The sequence below is a fragment of the Streptomyces sp. NPDC001970 genome, from assembly GCF_053594115.1.
Genome location: NZ_JBSFDW010000013.1, coordinates 170,980 through 189,046, shown reverse-complemented (window position 1 = coordinate 189,046; position 18,067 = coordinate 170,980). Strand labels below are relative to the sequence as shown.

At 70.8% G+C, this 18,067-nt stretch carries 17 protein-coding genes and 2 pseudogenes; 13 read left to right on the top strand and 6 right to left on the bottom strand.

Annotation, left to right across the window (positions count from 1 at the left end; translation table 11 throughout):
- The 3 genes from ACWCP0_RS18515 to ACWCP0_RS18505 all read left to right on the top strand — a co-directional run.
- A partial coding sequence (locus tag ACWCP0_RS18515) for a DUF3459 domain-containing protein (RefSeq protein ID WP_451079850.1) occupies window positions 1-216 on the top strand: 216 nt, incomplete at its 5' end.
- A gap of 25 nt (window positions 217-241) precedes the next feature.
- On the top strand, window positions 242-1,276 hold the full coding sequence (locus ACWCP0_RS18510) for a LacI family DNA-binding transcriptional regulator (RefSeq protein ID WP_451079849.1): 1,035 nt from the start codon (window positions 242-244) through the stop codon (window positions 1,274-1,276).
- 86 nt (window positions 1,277-1,362) lie between these two features.
- The gene (locus ACWCP0_RS18505) at window positions 1,363-2,247 is read left to right on the top strand and encodes a phosphatase PAP2 family protein (RefSeq protein ID WP_451079848.1); all 885 of its coding nucleotides are present in this window, start codon (window positions 1,363-1,365) and stop codon (window positions 2,245-2,247) included.
- Between the two features lie 392 nt (window positions 2,248-2,639).
- Here the strand turns inward: ACWCP0_RS18505 and ACWCP0_RS18500 are convergent, their stop codons facing one another.
- Entirely contained in the window at window positions 2,640-5,627 is a 2,988-nt protein-coding gene (locus tag ACWCP0_RS18500; protein ID WP_451079847.1) for a bifunctional [glutamine synthetase] adenylyltransferase/[glutamine synthetase]-adenylyl-L-tyrosine phosphorylase, read from the bottom strand.
- Between the two features lie 143 nt (window positions 5,628-5,770).
- On the opposite strand from ACWCP0_RS18500, the gene ACWCP0_RS18495 reads away from it, so the two are divergent.
- Genes ACWCP0_RS18495 through ACWCP0_RS18485 form a run of 3 tightly spaced genes read left to right on the top strand, consistent with a single transcriptional unit; the run spans window position 5,771 to window position 7,294 of the window.
- Entirely contained in the window at window positions 5,771-6,316 is a 546-nt protein-coding gene (locus ACWCP0_RS18495; protein WP_451079846.1) for a pyridoxamine 5'-phosphate oxidase family protein, read from the top strand.
- A gap of 53 nt (window positions 6,317-6,369) precedes the next feature.
- Window positions 6,370-6,804, top strand: a complete 435-nt coding sequence (locus ACWCP0_RS18490) for a VOC family protein (protein ID WP_451079845.1) — start codon at window positions 6,370-6,372, stop codon at window positions 6,802-6,804.
- Between the two features lie 46 nt (window positions 6,805-6,850).
- Entirely contained in the window at window positions 6,851-7,294 is a 444-nt protein-coding gene (locus ACWCP0_RS18485; RefSeq protein ID WP_451079844.1) for a VOC family protein, read from the top strand.
- 57 nt (window positions 7,295-7,351) lie between these two features.
- On the opposite strand, the gene ACWCP0_RS18480 is transcribed toward ACWCP0_RS18485, so the two are convergent.
- Window positions 7,352-7,609: a hypothetical protein gene (locus tag ACWCP0_RS18480; RefSeq protein ID WP_451079843.1), complete on the bottom strand. Its 258-nt coding sequence runs from the start codon at window positions 7,607-7,609 to the stop codon at window positions 7,352-7,354.
- A 158-nt stretch (window positions 7,610-7,767) separates the two neighbouring features.
- Window positions 7,768-7,836: pseudogene (locus tag ACWCP0_RS18475) on the bottom strand (glutamine synthetase); the annotation flags it as partial.
- Window positions 7,837-8,217: 381 nt separating this feature from the next.
- Between ACWCP0_RS18475 and ACWCP0_RS18470 the strand changes: the two are divergent.
- Window positions 8,218-9,717: an FAD-dependent oxidoreductase gene (locus tag ACWCP0_RS18470; protein ID WP_451079842.1), complete on the top strand. Its 1,500-nt coding sequence runs from the start codon at window positions 8,218-8,220 to the stop codon at window positions 9,715-9,717.
- Between the two features lie 517 nt (window positions 9,718-10,234).
- Here the strand turns inward: ACWCP0_RS18470 and glnA are convergent.
- A complete protein-coding gene (gene glnA / locus ACWCP0_RS18465; RefSeq protein ID WP_451079841.1) occupies window positions 10,235-11,596 on the bottom strand; it encodes a type I glutamate--ammonia ligase in 1,362 nt (453 codons plus the stop codon).
- A 142-nt stretch (window positions 11,597-11,738) separates the two neighbouring features.
- Here glnA and ACWCP0_RS18460 point away from each other — a divergent pair, with 142 nt between their 5' ends.
- The 4 genes from ACWCP0_RS18460 (at window position 11,739) to ACWCP0_RS18445 (ending at window position 14,324) form a co-directional block, all read left to right on the top strand.
- Window positions 11,739-12,140: a hypothetical protein gene (locus ACWCP0_RS18460; protein ID WP_451079840.1), complete on the top strand. Its 402-nt coding sequence runs from the start codon at window positions 11,739-11,741 to the stop codon at window positions 12,138-12,140.
- A 100-nt stretch (window positions 12,141-12,240) separates the two neighbouring features.
- Entirely contained in the window at window positions 12,241-12,885 is a 645-nt protein-coding gene (locus ACWCP0_RS18455; RefSeq protein ID WP_451079839.1) for a DUF3105 domain-containing protein, read from the top strand.
- On the top strand, window positions 12,882-13,592 hold the full coding sequence (locus ACWCP0_RS18450; RefSeq protein WP_451079838.1) for a DUF305 domain-containing protein: 711 nt from the start codon (window positions 12,882-12,884) through the stop codon (window positions 13,590-13,592). Before ACWCP0_RS18455 ends, ACWCP0_RS18450 begins: the two co-directional genes overlap by 4 nt.
- A gap of 312 nt (window positions 13,593-13,904) precedes the next feature.
- A complete protein-coding gene (locus ACWCP0_RS18445; protein ID WP_451079837.1) occupies window positions 13,905-14,324 on the top strand; it encodes a CBS domain-containing protein in 420 nt (139 codons plus the stop codon).
- A gap of 88 nt (window positions 14,325-14,412) precedes the next feature.
- Here the strand turns inward: ACWCP0_RS18445 and ACWCP0_RS18440 are convergent.
- Both ACWCP0_RS18440 and ACWCP0_RS18435 read right to left on the bottom strand, forming a co-directional pair.
- Window positions 14,413-15,246, bottom strand: a pseudogene (locus tag ACWCP0_RS18440) (alpha/beta fold hydrolase); the annotation flags it as partial.
- Between the two features lie 7 nt (window positions 15,247-15,253).
- Window positions 15,254-15,937, bottom strand: a complete 684-nt coding sequence (locus ACWCP0_RS18435; RefSeq protein WP_451079836.1) for a DUF998 domain-containing protein — start codon at window positions 15,935-15,937, stop codon at window positions 15,254-15,256.
- Between the two features lie 75 nt (window positions 15,938-16,012).
- On the opposite strand from ACWCP0_RS18435, the gene ACWCP0_RS18430 reads away from it, so the two are divergent.
- Both ACWCP0_RS18430 and ACWCP0_RS18425 read left to right on the top strand, forming a co-directional pair.
- On the top strand, window positions 16,013-16,240 hold the full coding sequence (locus ACWCP0_RS18430) for a hypothetical protein (RefSeq protein WP_451079835.1): 228 nt from the start codon (window positions 16,013-16,015) through the stop codon (window positions 16,238-16,240).
- Between the two features lie 95 nt (window positions 16,241-16,335).
- A complete protein-coding gene (locus tag ACWCP0_RS18425) occupies window positions 16,336-18,021 on the top strand; it encodes a multicopper oxidase family protein (RefSeq protein WP_451079834.1) in 1,686 nt (561 codons plus the stop codon).
- The last annotated feature ends 46 nt before the right edge of the window (window positions 18,022-18,067 follow it).

Here is an 18,067-nt window from a genome sequence, read left to right as displayed (position 1 = left end):
CCGGGGCTGGGCGCGGGTGAATCGGTGACCTGGCTGGACGCGCCCGAGGGCGTCCTCGCCCTCGCCCGCGACGGGTTCGTCTGCACCACCAACACGCGCGGCACGGAAGTGGAGCTGCCCGTACCGGGTCGCGTGCTCCTGTCGTCCGCGACACCCGAGTTCACCGGTGGGACCGTTCGCCTTCCCGCCGACTCCAGCACCTGGTGGGCAATCTGACATGCGACCGGTACAGTCCAATCCCATGACCGCACGGCTTGCCGACATCGCAGCCCAGGCGGGGGTCAGCGAAGCCACGGTCAGCCGAGTGCTCAACGGCAAGCCAGGCGTGGCCACGACCACCCGCGAATCGGTGCTCGCCGCACTCGACGTCCTCGGCTATGAGCGCCCGGTCCGGCTGCGCAGACGCAGCGCCGGACTTGTCGGACTTATCACGCCAGAGCTGGAGAATCCGATATTTCCGGCCCTGGCCCAGGTCATCGGTCAAGCGCTGACCCGCCAGGGCTACACGCCCGTGCTGGCCACCCAGACCCCCGGCGGCTCCACCGAGGACGAGCTCACCGAGATGCTCGTGGACCGCGGGGTCTCCGGCATCATCTTCGTCTCCGGACTGCACGCCGACACCAGCGCCGACATGCAGCGCTACGAGAAGCTGCGCGCCCAGGGCGTGCCGTTCGTCCTCGTCGACGGCTTCGCGCCGCAGGTGCAGGCCCCGTTCATCTCGCCCGACGACCGGGCGGCGATGCGGCTCGCGGTGACGCATCTCGTCGCCCTCGGCCACACCCGGATCGGCCTGGCGCTCGGCCCGAAGCGATTCGTCCCGGTTCTCCGGAAGATAGAGGGTTTCGTCAAGGCGGTCGGGGAACAGCTGGGCCTGACGGACCAGGAGATCGAGGCGGAGCTCATCCAGCACTCCCTCTACACCCTGGAGGGCGGCCAGGCCGCGGCGTCCGCGCTGATGGACCGCGGCTGCACGGCGGTGGTGTGCGCGAGCGACATGATGGCGCTCGGCGCGATCCGCGCGGCGCGGCAGCGCGGACTCGAAGTGCCGGACGACATCTCGGTCGTCGGCTTCGACGACTCCCCTCTCATCGCCTTCACCGACCCGCCGCTGACGACGATCCGCAAACCGGTGCCGGCGATGGGCCAGGCGGCGGTACGGACGCTGCTGGAGGAGATCGGCGGGACGCCCGCGCCCCACAGCGAGTTCGTCTTCATGCCGGAGTTGGTCGTACGCGGTTCAACGGCTTCGGGACCCGGGGTTGCACCCAGTTCCTAGGTAGTACTCAGGACGTACCGCCTGCCGTCGGAACCCGCCCGGGGGATGATCGGACGAGAGTGGCGCATCTGGCAGACTCTCTCCCTATGGGTGAATCGACCGTGAAGACTTTGGAAGGCCGGACGGCCCCTCCGTCACCCATGGTGAGCGAGGAGAGTCCGGCCCCGGAGCGCGGACGGCTGCGCGGACTGCGAGCGCCGCGGCGGCCCCGGATCTGGTTCGAGATCCTGCTCATCGCGGTCAGTTACTGGACCTACTCCCTCATCCGCAACGCGGTGCCGGAGCAGAAGGCGCAGGCCCTGCGCAACGCCGACTGGATCTGGCAGGCCGAGAAGGCGCTCGGCATCGCGATCGAACAAACGGTCAACCACGCCGTGAACTCGGTGACATGGCTGGTCGTGACGATGAACTACTACTACGCCACCCTGCACTTCCTGGTGACCATCGGCGTGCTCGTCTGGCTCTACCGCCGGCACCCCGGCCGCTATGCCGCGGCGCGATCCGTCATCTTCGCGACGACGGGCGTCGCCCTCGTCGGGTACTACCTGTACCCGCTGGCCCCGCCGCGCCTGATGACCGGCCAGAACTTCATCGACACCGTGCTGGTGCACCACACCTGGGGCTCGATGGCCTCGGGCAATCTGAAGAACATGTCGAACCAGTACGCGGCGATGCCGTCGATGCACATCGGCTGGTCGCTGTGGTGCGGGCTCATCATCGTCGCGCTGGCGTCGGCGCCGTGGGTGAAGATCCTCGGCGTGCTGTACCCGACCCTCACGCTCATAGTCATCGTCGCGACGGCCAACCACTTCTGGCTCGACGCGGTGGGCGGCCTCCTGTGCCTCGCCTTCGGCTACGGCGTGTCGTACGTGCTGTACGGGGCGATGCCGCACCGCCTGCCACGACAGGTCGCGGTCGTGGAGGGGGCTGTCCCCTCCACCCCGGTGGAACTGAACGTCGCACGACGCTGACATGTCGCCGAGGCGGCATCTGAGGGCCCCCGGTCACAGCCAGTAAGTGCGGTGGGCGTACGGCCCGCCCCGGTACGGGTACCGGTGCCGTTCCGACTCCACCCGGGGCGGCCTCATCGTCCTGAGCACCGTCCAGTGAACCCCGGGTCCGTCCTCGGACGCCGGACGGGCTGAAGAGGTGGAGAGCCGCCTTCACCTCGCACCGCGGATCCCCCACACCCCGACGGCCCGGTGGTCACGGCCGCAAGCGCCCCACCGGGCTCGTGCCCGCGGACAGCGCGGCTGCGCGCCTTCAGTGGCGCACGGCCTGCGAGCGCAGCACCCCGGGACGCCTTCGCACGCGCCTCATGGGGCTGTCCCTCCGGCGGGCTCGCGCCCTGGACACGGTCCCTCTACGCCCCGTAGAACAGCTCCTCGACCACCGCCCGCGCCCTCCGCGTCGTCCGCCGGTAGTCGTCGACCATCTCGCCCACGTGCCCCGGCCCGTACCCCAGGTACCGCCCCACCGCCCCCAGTTCACGGGACTCCGAAGGGAAGGTGTCGCCCGCGCGCCCGCGGACCAGCATGACGCCGTTGCGGACGCGGGAGGCGAGGACCCAGGCGTCGTCGAGGATCTGGGCGTCCTCGGTGGAGAGGAGACCCGCGGCATGGGCGGCCGCGAGGGCCCGGCGGGTGCCCGTGGTGCGCAGCCCGGGCTCGACCCAGCCGTGGCGCATCTGGAGGAGCTGGACCGTCCACTCGACGTCGCTGAGGCCGCCGCGGCCCAGCTTGGTGTGAAGGGTCGGGTCCGCACCGCGCGGGAGGCGTTCCGTCTCCATGCGTGCCTTGAGCCGGCGGATCTCGCGGACCGCGTCCTCGCCGAGCCCCTCCGCGGGATAGCGCAGCGGGTCGATCAGCTCGATGAAGCGCGCGCCCAGTTCCGCATCGCCCGCCATCGGTTCGGCGCGCAGGAGCGCCTGGCTCTCCCAGACGAGCGACCAGCGCCGGTAGTACGCGGCGTACGAGGCGAGGGTGCGCACGAGGGGGCCGGTCTTGCCCTCCGGACGCAGGTCCGCGTCGATCAGCAACGGCGGGTCGGCGGTAGGGAGTTGCAGAAGGCGCCGCATCTCGGCGACGACGGTGTTCGCGGCCTGCGCGGCCTCCTGTTCGTCGACGCCTTCGCGCGGCTCGTGCACGAAGAGGACGTCCGCGTCGGAGCCGTACGAGAGCTCGTGCCCGCCGAAGCGGCCCATGCCGATGACGGCGAAACGGGTGGGGAGGGTGTCGCCCCACTGGTTGCTCACGACCGCTCGGAGCGCGCCCGCGATCGTCGCCGCGTTGAGGTCGGTGACCGCGTAGCCGACGCGGTCGACGAGCGCGCCCGGGTCCTGTTCGGCGGGGCTCTCCTCGGTGCCGTACGAGCCGATCAGATCCGCCGCGGCCGTGCGGAACAGCTCGCGCCGCCGCACCCCGCGGGCCGCCGCGACCGCAGCCTCGGCGCCGTCCGCGCGGCCGACCGCGGCCAGCACCTCCTGCTCCAGGTGGTCCCGGCTGCGCGGCTTCAGCCCTTCCGGGTCGCCGAGGATGGCCACCGCCTCCGGGGCGCGCAGCAGCAGGTCGGGGGCGAGGCGGCCGGCGGACAGGACGCGTGCGAGGTTCTCCGCGGCGGCGCCCTCGTCGCGCAGCAGCCGCAGGTACCAGGGCGTCTTGCCGAGCGCGTCGGACACCTTGCGGAAGCCGAGCAGGCCGGCGTCCGGGTCGGCCGAGTCGGCGAACCAGCCCAGGAGCACGGGCAGCAGCGTCCGCTGGATCGCCGCCTTGCGCGTGACCCCGGACGACAGGGCCTCCAGATGGCGCAGGGCGGCGGCGGGGTCGGCGTAGCCGAGCGCTTCGAGGCGCTGCCTGGCGGCCTGGGTGCTGAGCCGGATCTCGCCGGGCGCGAGCTGCGCGACCGCGTCCAGCAGTGGCCGGTAGAACAGCTTCTCGTGCAGCCGCCGTACGACCGCCGCGTGCCGCCGCCACTCCTTGTTGAGCTCGGCGACCGGGTCGGTGCGCAGCCCGAGCGAGCGTCCGAGGCGGCGCAGGTCCTCCTCGCTCTCCGGTACGAGGTGGGTGCGGCGCAGCCGGAACAGCTGGATGCGGTGCTCCATCGCCCGCAGGAACCGGTACGCCTCGTCGAGCTGGGACGCGTCCGTGCGCCCCACGTATCCGCCGGCCGCGAGCGCCCTCAGCGCATCGAGCGTGGTGCCGCTGCGCAGCGACGCGTCACTGCGTCCGTGCACCAACTGCAGCAACTGGACGGCGAATTCGACGTCGCGCAGCCCGCCCGGGCCGAGTTTCAGCTCGCGGTCGATCTGGGCGACGGGGATGTTGTCGACGACCCGGCGGCGCATCTTCTGCACGTCGGGGACGAAGTTCTCGCGCTCCGACGCCTGCCAGACGAGCGGGGAGACGGCCTCGATGTACTCGGCGCCCAGCTCGGGGTCCCCGGCCACCGCCCGGGCCTTCAGCAGCGCCTGGAACTCCCAGGTCTTCGCCCACCGCTGGTAGTACGCGAGATGGCTGGAGAGCGTACGGACCAGCGGGCCGTGACGGCCCTCCGGACGCAGATTGGCGTCGACGGGCCAGATCGCGCCCTCGACCGTGGTCTCCGAGCAGATCCGCATGAGGTGGGAGGCGAGCCGGGTCGCGGCCTTGAGCGCCTTGGACTCGTCGGCCCCGTCCGCAGGCTCCCCGACGAAGATGACGTCGACGTCGGAGACGTAGTTGAGCTCATGGCCGCCGCACTTGCCCATCGCGATCACCGCGAGCCGGCAGAGGGCGGCGTCCTCGGGCGCGGCGGTACGGGCGATGGCGAGCGCCGCGCGCAGCGTCGCCGTCGCGAGGTCGGCGAGCTCGGCCGCCGTCTGGGCGACATCCGTGGTCCCGCACACGTCGCGCGCCGCTATGGACAGCAGGCAGCGGCGGTACGCGACGCGCAGCGAGACCGGGTCGGTCGCCTCGGCGAGGCCGCGCTCGAACTCCTCCACGCCGGGGTGCAGATCGACCGCCTCGTACGTCACCAGCGCGTACCAGTCGCGCGGGTGCCGCGCCAGATGATCACCCAGTGCCTCGGACGCGCCGAGCACGCCGAGCAGCCGGTCCCGCAGCGGTTTCGCGGAGATCAGGGTGTCGAGGAGCCCCTGCCGCTCGTCGGGGGCCTGTGCCTCGACGAGACGTACGAGCCCCCGCAGCGCCAGGTCGGGGTCGGCGGTGGCACCCAGCGCGTCGAGGAGCACGGAGTCGGTCCGTACGGGGGCCATCTCCGGCAGGTCGAGGAAGCGTTCGGCGACCGCAGGATGGGTGAAGCCGTGCCGCAGCAAACGGGTGAACGTACTGCTTCTGCGCCCCGGCACCGTCATCCCGCCGCCTCCGATCACGCACCCGATCAAGGTCCCGGTCCGAGCCTAACCGGAGGGGACGGTTTGCGATGAGTCCGGTCGGCGGGCGGAGTCAGCACTTCACGGGGACGATGTGAAGGACGAGGGACCGAGAGGACTCCGCCATGCCTGCTCAGGCACAGACGCAGACGAAGACGCAGGAACCGCAGACCGATCTGGACACGCGCTACAGCTCTCCCGGCGCCACCGCGACTCCCTGGGCCGAGGTCGTGTCGCGTCTGGAGAAGGCCGAGATCTTCTGGCTCTCGACCGTGCGTCCCGACGGGCGGCCCCATGTCACCCCGCTGATGGCGGTGTGGGCGGACGGAGCACTCCACTTCGCCACCGGGGAGCAGGAGCGCAAGGCCCTGAACCTCGCCGCCAACCCGCACGTCGTCCTCACCACCGGCACCAACGCCTACGGCGAGGGCTGCGACCTGGTGGTGGAGGGCGAGGCGGTCCGGGTCACCGACGAGGAGCGGCTGGCCGGGCTGGCGGCGGCGTGGGAGGCGAAGTACGGCCCGGACTGGCACTTCGAGGTGCGGGACGAGGCGTTCGCCTCCAGGGACCACGGGGGCCGCGCCCTGGTCTTCGGGGTGGCGCCCCGTACCGCCTTCGGGTTCGGCAGGGGCGAGCGCTACACCCAGACCCGCTGGCGTTTCACCGGCTGAGCCCGAACCCCCAGGGGCGAGTGACCGAGTGACCGAGTGTTCGGAGACACCCCATGGAATGGACCCTCGAGGTGGTCACCGTCCCGGTCACCGACGTGGACCGGGCCAAGGAGTTCTCCGTGGACGGATGCGGTTCCACGGCCGACGTCGATGTGTCTCCCTTCGAGGGCGCCCGCTTCGTGCAGCTCACCCCGCCCGGTTCCCGCTGCTCCGTCGTCATCGAGGCCGGCCTGCCCGACTCGCCCGGCCGGCCGCGGATGGCCCCGCGCTCGCTCCAGGGCCTGCAGCTCTGTGTCACGGACAACGACGAGGCCAGGGACGACCTCGTGCACCGCGGGGTCGAGGTCGGCCCGGTCCAGCGGGTGGGGCCGTCCGGCCGGGAGGAGGGCAAGGGAAGGGAGACCTGGAATTCCTCCCTCTTCTTGAGGGACCCTGAGGGCAACGGCTGGGTCGTCCAGGAGGCCCCGGTCACACTCGCCGAACGCTGACGGCCGGCTGGTCCGGCCCGTACGGAACCACCCCCGGGCGGCGCCCATGGAATGGACCATCGAAGTGATCGTCATCCCGGTCACCGACGTCGACCGGGCCAAGACGTTCTACGCCGACCAGTGCGGCTTCGTCGTCGACCACGACACCAGCATCGGCGACGGCGTACGCATCATCCAGCTGACCCCACCGGGCTCGCCCTGCTCGATCGTGATCGGCTCGGGCATGCCGCCCGCACCGGGGCAGACGACCATGACCCCGGGTGCGATCCAGGGTCTCCAGCTCTGCGTTCCGGACATCGAATCCGCGCACGACGAACTGCTCGCCCGCGGCGTCGGGGTCAGCGCCGTCCAGCACGTCGCCCCGACGGGCTGGGCTCCGGGCAAGGGCGAGCAGTGGAACTCCTTCGTCTTCTTCCAGGACCCCGACGGCAACGGCTGGGTGGTCCAGGAGGCCCCGGCCCCGCTCGCGGACCGCCGCCACCTCGTGTGACGGACGGTGAGTCCGGGTGATGTCGGTCGGTGGTCTTGGTGGTCTCGGTGGTCGGGACTACGGCACGGCGACAACGATGATCAGTACGTCCTCGAACCTGTCGTCGAAATGGTGGAAGAACTTGCGGCTGCTGTAGTCGTCATCGTCGTCATCGTCTTCGTCACAGCTCTGGCGGTACTCGTACCCGCCGCGCCATCCGGAACAGTCGTCGTCGTCCCTGGTCTGGCTCGAGGCGAACGCCCCGGTTGTCGGCATCACGCCGAGCGTGAGTCCTGCGACCCCTGCGAGGAGTGCAGCAACGATCTTGTGGCGCATTCCCATGCACCTCCGAGCACTTTTTGGCCCATGACATTCTTCAGGCTATTTCCACATTCCTCTCCCCTCCGTGCGCTGTCAAAAAGAGCTCCGGGCCGACGGTCGGTGACCGTCGGCCCGGAGTGCCGTGCAGGCGCGATACCCGCGTTGACCTGCGCTTACAGCACCGGCAGGTTCTTCCGCAGCTCGAAAGCGGTCACCTCGCTGCGGTACTCCTCCCACTCCTGCCCTTGTTGCGCAGGCGCTTGTACGCCTCTGGTGCCGCCTCGAAGGATCCGAAACGAGCCCCTTCCGACCGGCGTCGGCCCCGTTGCTGCGGCCGGCTTCCGCCGACCCGTCCGTACGCCGGTAGCCGAACCGCAGCCGCAGCCGCAGCGGGTCGTCCCGGTGCGGAGGCCGCACCGGGACCAGCAGCGCCCCGGGGAACGGCTGCACCCCGAAGGTGCCCGTACCCGTGGCCGGTCCGGACACGGCAGCGAGCCCCTGCGGGCCCGTCCGCAGCCACCCCATCGATAGCGCCTTCCACGGCCCCGGCCCCCACAAAACGGTCCAGTGTTTCCCGCGCGGGTGGCCAGTTGCAGCGGCACGGTGTTGATGGTGCTGTTGAGATGAAAGAGGTGGCAACACCCGGCCCGATGCACAACCGGTCGATACGAGTCCCTTTCCTGTTCATCTATTTCGCGCTCATCTATTTCGAAACGGGAGCGGACATGGGCAACACGAACCAAAGCCTTCACGCCGATGTGCTCGTGATCGGGTTCGGCAAGGGCGGGAAGACGGTGGCCACGACGATGGGTCGGCTCGGCAAGCGCGTGGTGCTGGTCGAGCGGTCGGAGAGGATGTACGGCGGCACCTGCCCGAACGTCGGCTGCGTACCGACCAAGGCACTTGTCCACCATTCCCGCAAACGTCGGCCGGAGGACGTGCCGCAGGAGTGGTACGAGCGCTCCGTCGGCGAGGTGCAGGCGCTGACCAAGCTGTTCCGCGGCGTCAGCTACGACGTGTTGAACGACATGGACACCGTCACGGTGATCACCGGCGCGGCCGCGTTCACCGACCCGCACACCGTGAGCGTCGAGACCGGCGACGGCCGCCTGACGGTCACCGCCGAGACGATCCTGATCAACACCGGGTCGGAGCCGATCGTCCTCGATATTCCCGGCCTGCGGACCAGCCAGTACACCGTGACCAGCCGCGAACTGATCGACACGACCATCCTGCCGGGACGGCTGGCGATCATCGGAGGCGGCTACCTCGGCCTGGAATTCGCCTCGATCTATGGGCAGTTCGGATCCCAGGTCACCGTGCTCGAGGCAGGACCGAAGATCTTTCGCCTCGTGGATGACGACGTTGCCGCTGTCGCCGAGGGCATCCTGGTGGACGAAGGCATCGAGATCATCGTCGGTGCGGACAGCACGGAAATCCGTGACGGCGAGACCTCCGCGACCGTCGTCTACGAAAAAGACGGCCAACAACACACCCTGGAAGCCGACGCGATCCTGGCCGCCACAGGCCGCGCACCGGCCACCGGCAATCTGGCGCTGGACGCTGCCGGTGTGCGCACCACCGAGCGCGGCGCGGTCGAAGTCGACGAGCACCTACGCACCAGCCAGCCGCACATCTTCGCCCTCGGCGATGTCAACGGCGGGCCGCAGTTCACCTACATCTCCCTCGACGACAGCCGCATCGTCCTCGACCAGCTCATCGGCGAGGGCAAACGCTCCACCGCCGACCGGGTCGCCATCCCCCACACCCTCTTCATCACTCCCCCACTGGCAACCGTCGGACTCACCGAGAAGGAAGCCCGCGCGGCCGGGCACCGAGTCAAGATCGCAAGCCAGCCGGTCGCCGAGATCCTCCCCATGCCGCGTGCGTACATCGTCGAGGAGACCCGCGGAGTCATGAAGTTCGTCATCGACGCCGACACCGACGAGATCCTGGGCGCCGCCCTGCTCAGCATCGAAGCGCAGGAACTCATCAACACCGTCGCGCTCGCCATGCGGCACGGTGTCACGGCGGCCGAACTCCGCGACACCGTCTACACCCACCCCACCTCCACCGAGGCCTTCAACGGCGTCCTCGCCACCATCGTCCGAGCCGACACGTAACAAGGCTCCCGACATGCCATCCATCCCGCAGACGCCTGTGATCGCCGAGTGGCGACGGTTCGGCCGCGCCCCGGTCAGGTCGCCCCGAGCAACCGCCGCCGACGCGCCTGCCGAGGTGCGCTGAACGCTCGAGTCCGGGCGGACACGCCCAGGTCCATGGTCCACAGCGAAACCCGGCCGAAAGGGTGACCCGCTGGGTCCCCGGCATGGTCACCTGGCGTGGACCGGGCTGCGCAACCCGGTGCTGACACGGCGCAGCGGTACCGCAAACGGGCCTGTCGCAGCAGTTGCGGGTACGCCGGCAGGCCGCCCAGAGCCACCGGGTCTGTTGCGACCGCATGTCCAGCAGCGTCGGCTGATCTCAGAGAGGGCCGTGGACAGCCAATCTCTTGGCGGCGCTGACTCGCCCCATGGCCCGCAGACGGCCCAGGGGGCCGGTAGAACGCCTCCGGGCCGACGGTCGGCGACCGTCGGCCCGGAGTGCGCGTTCAGCCGCAAGACCCGCGCTGACCTGCGCTTACAGCACCGGAAGGTTCTTGCGCAGCTCGAAGGCCGTGACCTCGGAGCGGTACTCCTCCCACTCCTGCTTCTTGTTGCGCAGGAAGAAGTCGAAGACGTGCTCCCCGAGCGTCTCGGCCACCAGCTCGCTCCGCTCCATCAGCGAGATCGCCTCGCCCAGGTTCTGCGGCAGCGGCTCGATGCCCATCGCGCGCCGCTCGGCGTCCGACAGGGCCCAGACGTCGTCGTCGGCTCCGGCGGGAAGTTCGTACCCCTCCTCGATGCCCTTGAGGCCCGCGGCGAGCAGCACCGCGTACGTCAGGTACGGGTTCGCGCCGGAGTCGATGGAGCGGACCTCGACGCGCGAGGAGCCCGTCTTGCCCGGCTTGTACATCGGGACACGGATCAGCGCCGAGCGGTTGTTGTGGCCCCAGCAGATGTACGAGGGGGCCTCGCCGCCCGAGCCGGCGGTGCGGGCCGAGCCGCCCCAGATGCGCTTGTAGGAGTTGACCCACTGATTGGTGACGGCCGAGATCTCGGCGGCGTGCTTGAGCAGGCCGGCGATGAAGGAACGTCCCACCTTGGAGAGCTGGTACTCGGCGCCCGACTCGTAGAACGCGTTCCGGTCGCCCTCGAAGAGGGACAGGTGGGTGTGCATCCCGGAGCCGGGGTGCTCGGAGAAGGGCTTCGGCATGAAGGTCGCCTGGACGCCCTGCTCCAGCGCGACCTGCTTCATGACCAGGCGGAACGTCATGATGTTGTCGGCGGTCGACAGCGCGTCCGCATACCGCAGGTCGATCTCCTGCTGGCCGGGCGCGCCCTCGTGGTGGCTGAACTCCACCGAGATGCCCATGGATTCGAGCATCGTGATGGCCTGGCGGCGGAAGTCCATCCCGACGTTCTGCGGGGTGTGGTCGAAGTACCCGGAATTGTCCGCGGGGGTGGGGCGGGAGCCGTCCAGCGGCCGGTCCTTCAGCAGGAAGAACTCGATCTCGGGGTGGGTGTAGAAGGTGAAGCCCAGGTCCGAGGTCCTGGCCAGGATGCGCTTGAGCACGAAACGCGGGTCCGCGAAGGACGGGGAGCCGTCGGGCATGAGGATGTCGCAGAACATCCGGGCGGTGCCGGGGGCCTCCGCGCGCCAGGGCAGGATCTGGAAGGTGCTCGGGTCAGGCTTGGCGATCATGTCGGACTCGTAGACCCGAGCGAAGCCCTCGATCGCGGAACCGTCGAAGCCGATGCCCTCGTCGAACGCCTGCTCGAGCTCGGCCGGGGCCACCGCGACCGACTTGAGGAAGCCGAGTACGTCGGTGAACCACAGGCGCACGAACCGGATGTCGCGCTCCTCGAGCGTGCGGAGCACAAATTCCTGCTGCTTGTCCATAAGCCACATCCTTGCAGTTCAGACGGCCTGTGCACCACCGCCAGGGCGTAGGGAGGAGCTTCAGTATCACGACCCGGGGTTTCGCCCAGATTACGCACCCCGTATGACATGCGGCACGCCGCCGCCACTACCATCAGCGCCCATGGGGGGCCTGCGGCACAACCGCATCGCACACACCGGGCGTCCCACGGCGCTGGTGAGTGCCGTGGCGACGCTCCTCGCCGCGCTCTTCATCTGTACGGGCGGCCGGGCGGACACCCGTACGGGAGGGGACCTGGACCACGCCGGCGCCCACCCGGGCGTCACGGCCGCGCCCACCGTCCCGGCCGGGGCCGAGTACACCTGTCCGTACGACCGCGGCGACTGCGGGCTCTCCGCGCATCTCAGCCCGGCCGTGCTCACGGCGCCGCCGCCGGCCGGGGCCCTGGACAGCGCCGCGCCGCCGTCCTCCCCCGCTCCGGCGCTCCACGCCGGCCGGGCGTCCCGCACGGGTGCGCTCCCCCGCGCTCCGGATCTCCACGTCCTTCAGGTGCTGCGGACCTAGCAGACCGTTCCACCTCGCACCGCACTGCATCGCACCGCATCGCGAGCGGCGCAACGACGCATCGACGTATCGACACATCGCAGAAGAAGGACGAAGACGTATGGCCGCCAAGACCAGCAGCAATGACCGCCGGGCCCGTATAGAGGAGATGCGCCGCGCCGATCAGGCCCGCGAGCGCCGCAGCCGCATCATCACCATCTCGATCAGCGCCGTCGTGGTCGCCGGGCTCGTCGGATTCGGTACGTACGTACTGAACAAGGAGTCCGAGAAGAAGGAGCAGGCGGAGGCCGCCGCCAAGGCGCCCGTCAAGGACGAGAAGTCCTGGGACGCGAAGAAGCTCGGCCGCAACCACGTCACCGAGGCGGTGACGTACCCGATGAAGCCGCCGGTCGGTGGTGACCACCACCAGGCGTGGATGAACTGCGACGGCGACGTCTACGACAAGGCGATCCCCGATGTGAACGCCGTGCACTCGCTGGAGCACGGCGCGGTGTGGGTCACCTACAGCGACAAGGCCCCGGCCGGCGATGTGACGAAGCTGAAGGACAAGGTCGGCAAGACCCCGTACTCGCTGATGAGCCCGGTGAAGGACCAGGCCGGGGCGATCATGCTCAGCGCCTGGGGCAAGCAGGTCACCGTGGACAGCGCCGACGACCCGCGGGTGGACCAGTTCTTCACCAAGTACGTCCAGGGTCCGCAGACGCCGGAGCCGGGTGCCGCGTGCACGGGCGGACTGGGCGCGTGACGCCCAAGCTGACCCGTACCCACTGGGCGTCGATCGCGGCCGTCGTGCTGGCCCTGCTGTTCGCGGGCGCGGCCACGGTCGCGTCCGCGGGCGACGACGGTGGTACGAGCACGGCGGCGGCGGCGAAGGTTCCTGCGGCGGACTCCGCAGAGGCCGGCTTCGCCCGCGACATGGCGGTCCATCACCAGCAGGCGGTGGAGATGTCCTTCATCGTCCGGGACCGCACGCAGGACGAGGACGTGCGCCGGCTCGCGTACGACATCGCCAACACGCAGGCCAATCAGCGGGGCATGCTGCTGGGCTGGCTGGATCTCTGGGGGCTGCCGAAGGTCGAGTCGGGGACCGAGCCGATGGCCTGGATGGCGTCGTCGGACGAGGGCGGGTCCCCCGCTGGGCATGGCGGTCATGCCGGCCACGGCGGGGACGGCGGACACGAGGCGCGTGACGGTTCGCTGATGCCCGGCATGGCCACGAAGGCCGAGCTGGACCAGCTCGCCAAGGCGAACGGCAAGCAGGCCGAGATCCTCTATCTGCAGCTGATGACCGACCACCACAAGGGCGGCGTCACGATGGCGCGGGGCTGTGCCGACCTGTGCACGGTGGAGACGGAGAAGTCCCTCGCCCAGGGCATGGTCGATGCCCAGCAGTCCGAGCTGGCGCTGATGGCCGACCTGCTGAAGCAGCGGGGCGCGGCGCCTCGCGGCTGACCCGGCTCGGCCTCCGCCCGCCCCGGACCGCCACCGCGCCCGGGGCGGGCGGACCCCCGAGCACAGCGGCAGCCTGCGGCCGTCGGGATCCCGTGGCGTCCCGTCGGGCACCTCGACGGCGTCGGCGGTAACGTCGAATACGGCCTTCTCGGCGTCGGCCGGCACGAGCTGGTGGGCTCGCCGCCCCGCTGCGTACCGACGTGCACGTCGGAGAGGCTGCTCACCGCCCGTCCGGGCAACCTTCGGGCAACCACGGGTGACGTCGGGGGACAACGGTCGTCGCGTGGGCCGCACTCAGGAGGTACGAACTCCATGACCACCGCCAAGGACATCATGCATCCGGGGGCCCAGTGGATCCCCGCGCACGAAACGCTCGACCGCGCCGCGCAGCTGATGCGCGAACTGAACGTGGGCGCACTGCCCATATCCGACGCCGACGAAAGGCTTTGCGGCATACTCACGGACCGCGACATCGTCGTCGGCTGTGTGGCAATGGGCCATGACCCGTCGCGGATCACCGCCGGTGACATGGCCAAGGGCACCCCACGCTGGATCGACGCGGACGCTGATGTGGAAGAGGTGCTGCACGAGATGCAGGACCACCAGATCCGCAGGCTGCCCGTGATCGAGAACAAGCGGCTGGTCGGGATGATCAGCGAGGCCGATCTGGCCCAGCATCTGTCGGAGGACCAGATCGCGTCGTTCGTCGAGCAGGTGTACGCGCGGGCCTGACCTGCGCCTCGGCCTGCTTCTCGACCCGCGCCGGGTCCGCTGCCAACCGATCCCGATCCCGATCCCGATTCCGATCCCGCTCCTGATCCAGCACCGCCCGGGCCACCGCGTCCGGGCGGTCCAGCATCACCAGATGGCCCGACGGCTCGACGGCCTCGAAGCGGGCACCGCCGAGCCGCCGGGCCAGCGTGCGCTGCCGCTCGAGCCACCCCAGGGCGAACCGCCCGCCACGCCCGTCGTATGCGGCCAGCACGGTCACCGGGAGCCCCTCCGGGAGCGGGAACCGCTCGCGCAGGGCGAGCAGTTCGGCGGCGACCGCGCGGTAGTGGGTGTTCTCCAGCAGGGCTCCGTGCAGCACCCGTGAGGTGCCGTAGCAGCGGCGTACGAGCGCGGCGGGCGCCGGGTCGCCACCGCTCGCACGGGAGAGCCGGACCACGGCGCGGCGGGTCAGGGGCCCGAGGGCGGCGGGCGCGCCCACGGCGGTCAGCGCCGTGCCGGCACCGCGCACTACGGCCGTACGCACGGCGGGGGCGGCGGGTGCGCGGGCGTGCTCCTCGATGCTGGAGTCGACCAGGACGATGCCGGAGGTACGCGTCGGGTGGAGGCGCGCGAAGACTTCGGCGTGGAAGCCGGCGATGGAGTGGCCGACGACGGTGGCGGGCCGGTCGGCGAGCCCGAGCGCGTCGAGGAGTGCGGCGATCCGGTGGGCCTCGCCCGCGGCGGACGGGGGCACGGCGGCCGGTCCGCTCAGCCCGTGGCCGGGACGGTCGAAGCGGACGACGGTGCGGTGGGGTGCGAGCAGGGGGACGACGGGGTCCCAGTCGAACCAGCTCATGGCGAGGCCCGCGCTCAGGACGCAGACGGGGCCGCTGCCCTCGACGACGACGTGGTGCGGTACGCCGCCGATGCGTACGAAACTCATCCGAGGCTCACCTTGCGCGTCTCCCCTCCCGCGCCACCGACAGCGCGAGTACCGCCAGCCACCCTGCCACGAGCAGCACCTGCGCGCGCTGTCCGGCGCCGAGGGCCCAGGTGCCGCGCCCCGCCTGGAAGGCGGCGACGGCGGCCAGGGTCCAGACGGTCGCGGCGAGTTCGAGGACCACGAGGACCGGTCCGGTACGGGCGAGGGGCGGCCACCAGCAGTAGCGGCGGGCCGCGACGGTGAGCGTCACCAGTCCGGTGAGCGCTCCGGCCATGGCGAGGCTGGAGGTGACGGCGTGCGCGCTGTGGGTCGCCGGGACGAGCCCCGCCGTCTCGCGTGCCGCGCACTCGGGATCCGCGGTGGGGGCGCAGCTGAGCGGCAGCCGCGAGTCGGCGGCCGTCGCCGCGCCGAACAGCAGCAGGCCGGCCCAGCCGGCGGCCGACCAGGGGCGCTGGGGCAGCCGCAGCAGGGCCCGGCACGCACCCGCGAGGACGAGCAGTCCGGCGGCCAGGTCGGCGGCGCGGAACAGTCCGCCGAGCGGCTGGTCGGCGGCGGCGAGTTCGCTGACGTACGCGTGGACGGGATCGAGCCCGGTGCCCAGGACGAGTTCGAGTACCCAGGCGGTGTACACGACGGAGCCCAGCGCGATGAGCAGGGCGACAATCCTGGATGATCCGTGCACATCGTGCATAGTGGCTCATGTTAGGCCGTGTCGGGCGCGGGTCCTTCCCGGGGAGTCATACCCGGTGGGGGTAGTGTGCCCCGTATGACGAGCGAACGGAGGGCCATGTACGGGCAGTTGTCACTGTTCCTGGCCCTGCTGTTCGAGATCGCCGCGACGGGTCTCGGGCTGCTCACCGCCCGGCCCCTCGTGCTCCGCGGATCCGCCGGGGACGGCGGTGCGGGGGCGCGGTCGCGGCCGGCCCCGCCCATATCGCCGAACCCGTCACCGCGCCGGACCGTCCTCGCCATCTCGTCGGTGCCGCGCCAGTAGGAGCGCGCCCGGCCGCCCCGTCCTGCCCGGTCGGCGGTGGCGGCCGCACGCCTTTGCCCGCCTTCACCCACAGCGAGGTGCACACAGTCATGCGCATGGAGCACACCCGTCAGCCCTCTCCCACCCGTCGCGCCGTGCTCGGCGCAGGGATCGCCGCCGCGGGATCCGGGCTGCTCGCCGCCTGTTCGAGCGGTGGCACGGGAAGGCAGGGCAGCCACGGCGCGCCCGCGGCGGTGGACACTCCCGAGGGGTTCGTCGAACCGAGCGGCACGGAGGTCGACGAGGCCCATCCGGATCCGACCGGACCGCTCCGCAAGCACACGTTCACGGCCACCCCGACCACGGTCGAACTGGGGGCGGGACGCACCTTCAGGTCCTGGACGTACGACGGCCTGCTGCCCGGCCGCGCGGTGCGGATCACGGCGGGTGACACGCTGGCGCTGAGGCTCGCCAACCATCTGCCGGAGCCGACCACGGTGCACTGGCACGGCATCGCGCTGCGCAACGACATGGACGGCGTGCCGGGCATCACGCAGCCGCCGGTGAGGCCGGGCAAGACGTTCGACTACCGGTTCCTGGTGCCCCACCCGGGTACGTACTGGTTCCACCCCCACATGGGCGTGCAGATCGACCGCGGGATGTACTCGCCGCTGATCGTGGACGACCCGCGTGAGCCGCTCTCGTACGACCACGAGTGGATCGTCATGCTGGACGACTGGATCGACGGGGTCGGCGGCTCCACCCCGGACGACGTCCTCGCCCAGCTCCGGCACGGCAAGCCCGGCATGGGGCACGGCGCGGGACACGAGGGCCGGGCCGCGGACGGCGAAGGCGCGTCGGACCGGCCCGACGGACCGGTGGAGGCCGGCGGCGGCGGGCTTGCGGCGGCGCGGGGACCGGCCGCGGACGCCTCACCGTCGGCGCACCACGGGAAGGGCCCACGGCGCCTGATGAGGGGCGCCCACAGCAAGCTCCTCGGCGGCCACGCGGGCGATGTCGCCTACCCGTACTACCTCATCAACGGGCGCACGGCGGACGATCCCACCCAGTTCAGGGCCAAGCCCGGCGACCGCATCAGGCTGCGCATCATGAACGCCGGCGGCGAAACGGCCTTCCGGGTGGCGCTCGGCGGCCACGAGATGACGGTCACCCACACCGACGGCTACGCCGTGCGCCCCTACAGGACCGACGCCCTGCTCATCGGCATGGCCGAGCGGTACGACGTGCTGATCACCGCGAAGGACGGGGTCTTTCCGCTCACCGCGCTCGCCGAGGGCAAGAAGGGCTCGGCCATGGCCGTCCTGCGCACGGGAAGCGGGGCCGTTCCGCCGGCCTCCACGCGCCCGGCCGAGCTCGACCGGAAGGTGCTGACGTCGGCCGCCCGCCTGCGACCGGACGACTCCACGGCCCTGACCCGGCGCAGGCCGGACCGGCTGCTCAAGATCAAGCTGACCGGTGACATGAAGACGTACGAGTGGGGCATCGACCACAAGCCCTACGACCCGGAGACGCTCCACGATGTCGAGCTGGGCGAGCGGGTGCGGCTGGTGGTCATCAACGCCACGGACATGTGGCATCCCGTCCATCTGCACGGCCACACCTACGCCCTGGCCGGGATCGAGGGGCACGGCGCCCGCAAGGACACGGCGATCCTGCTGCCGCACCGCAAGCTGGTGGCCGACTTCGACGCGGACAATCCGGGCCTGTGGATGCTGCACTGCCACAACATCTACCACTCGGAGTCCGGGATGATGACGACCCTCGCGTACCGCAGCAGGTAGCTCACCGCAGGGTCCCCGAAGGTGCCCCGGTCCCGCCCCGCTCCCG